Below are 1,640 nucleotides of genomic sequence, written 5' to 3'. Positions count from 1 at the left end.
GCTCGAAGGACGCTGGGCATCGTCACCGCGGCCGTGCTGAAGCTGTTCCCGCGGCCGCGCTCCACGAGCGTCGCCTTCGTGGGGCTCGATTCGGCCAGGGCCGCCCTCGACCTGTTCGTGTTCCTGCGGGCGCGGATGGACCGCGACCTGACGGCCTTCGAATACCTCCCGCCCTTCGCCCTGGAGATCGTGCTGCGCCACGTCCCGGGGACGGTGCAGCCGCTGCGTGGCGCGCACGGCGCCTACGCGCTGATCGAGGTCGCGTCCGCGCGCCCGGATGCCGACACGCAGGCCGAGCTGGAATCCGCCCTCGGGCAGGTCCTGGCGGACGGGGTGATCGCGGATGCCACGATCGGCACCAGCGGCGCCCAGAACGCCGCGCTCTGGCGTCTGCGGGAGGGCGTTCCCGAGGCGCAGACCCGCGAAGGCGCGTCGATCAAGCACGACGTGTCGGTACCGCTGTCGCGGCTCCCCGCGTTCTTGGAGCAGGCAGGCGCGGCCTGCACGGCGGAGATGCCCGGCCTGCGACCCTGCGGATTCGGCCATTTCGGCGACGGCAACATCCATTTCAACCTGTCCCAGCCGCCCGACATGGCGGCGGCGGAGTTCCTGGCCGAATGGGGCCGGTTCAACCGGATCGTTCACGACATCGTGCACGACCTCGGCGGTTCCATCGCCGCCGAGCACGGGGTCGGCCTGATCAAGCGCGAGGAACTCGCCCGCTACGGCGATCCGGTCGGGCTCGACCTCATGCGGCGCCTCAAGGCCGCCCTCGACCCCGAGGACCTGCTCAACCCCGGCAAGGTCATCATCCGGGGCGACCGCGACGCTTCGACGGCGCGCTGAGGAATTTTGTGCATCGCGCCATAATTCGGCGCGGAGCCGGGTGCAGGACGGCAACGCCGCGCCGTCATCCGCCGGGGTGGCCCGCTGCGTTAAGCCGCTGCTAACGCTTCGGACAGACCTTCACCGACGACGACAAAGACGGGTCCATCGGCGCCAGGCATGGCAATTGCTCAGAGGCCTTCCTATCTCGCAGATGCGAGATCGAGCGACGAACCGTCACCGACAGGCTGTTTTCATATCTCTTTGGAGACCGACGGAATGCCCACCTCCCAGGCCCGCGTGCAGACCAACGAGGCGAGCCGCTACCTGCAGCAGCTCTGCCGGCACTGGAGCCACAAGTTCAAGGTCGAGGCGACGCCCGTGCACGGCACCGTGCCGTTCGGCGAGGACCGCGTCTGCACCTTCGATGCCGAGCCCGACGCCCTGGTGATGCGCATCGACAGCTCCGACCCGGTGAACCTCACCCGGCTGGAGAACGTCGTGGCCGACCACCTCGCCCGCTTCGCCTTCCGCGAGAGCCTCGGCGACATCCGCTGGTCGCGCGCCGCCTGAGAGCCCGCGCAGCGCGGTCACGTTCGACCCGTCCGGCCCCCGGCCCGGGCGGGGTCTCGCGATCCGGAACGGCCCGCAGCGGTGGCGCACCAGGTGGCGCACCACTTGCACGCGAGTCCGGCTTGCGGCCAGATCGGTCGCCGCCGAAGACGGGATCGATCCATGAAGCGACGCACCTTGCTGACAGGCGCCGGAGCGCTGGTGCCCGGNACGCTCGCCCGTCCGGCCCTGGTGCGGGCGGC

The 1,640-nt window shown here is 70.4% G+C and carries 2 protein-coding genes; both read left to right on the top strand.

Annotated elements, in window-relative coordinates; translation table 11 throughout:
- The coding region (locus I53_RS17250) for an FAD-linked oxidase C-terminal domain-containing protein (RefSeq protein ID WP_043352815.1) at positions 1-846 on the top strand (846 nt) is incomplete at its 5' end.
- Between the two features lie 258 nt (positions 847-1,104).
- On the top strand, positions 1,105-1,398 hold the full coding sequence (locus I53_RS17245) for a DUF2218 domain-containing protein (RefSeq protein WP_043352813.1): 294 nt from the start codon (positions 1,105-1,107) through the stop codon (positions 1,396-1,398).
- Positions 1,399-1,640 lie beyond the last annotated feature (242 nt).

Origin of the sequence: Methylobacterium sp. B1 (genome assembly GCF_000333255.1) — a bacterium.
GTDB lineage: Bacteria > Pseudomonadota > Alphaproteobacteria > Rhizobiales > Beijerinckiaceae > Methylobacterium > Methylobacterium fujisawaense.
This window is presented reverse-complemented; position numbering and strand designations above follow the sequence as displayed.

Excerpts from the sequence above, each read along its gene's own strand:
- I53_RS17245 (WP_043352813.1), top strand. The coding sequence starts at position 1,105 with ATGCCCACCTCCCAGGCCCGCGTGCAGACCAACGAGGCGAGCCGCTAC.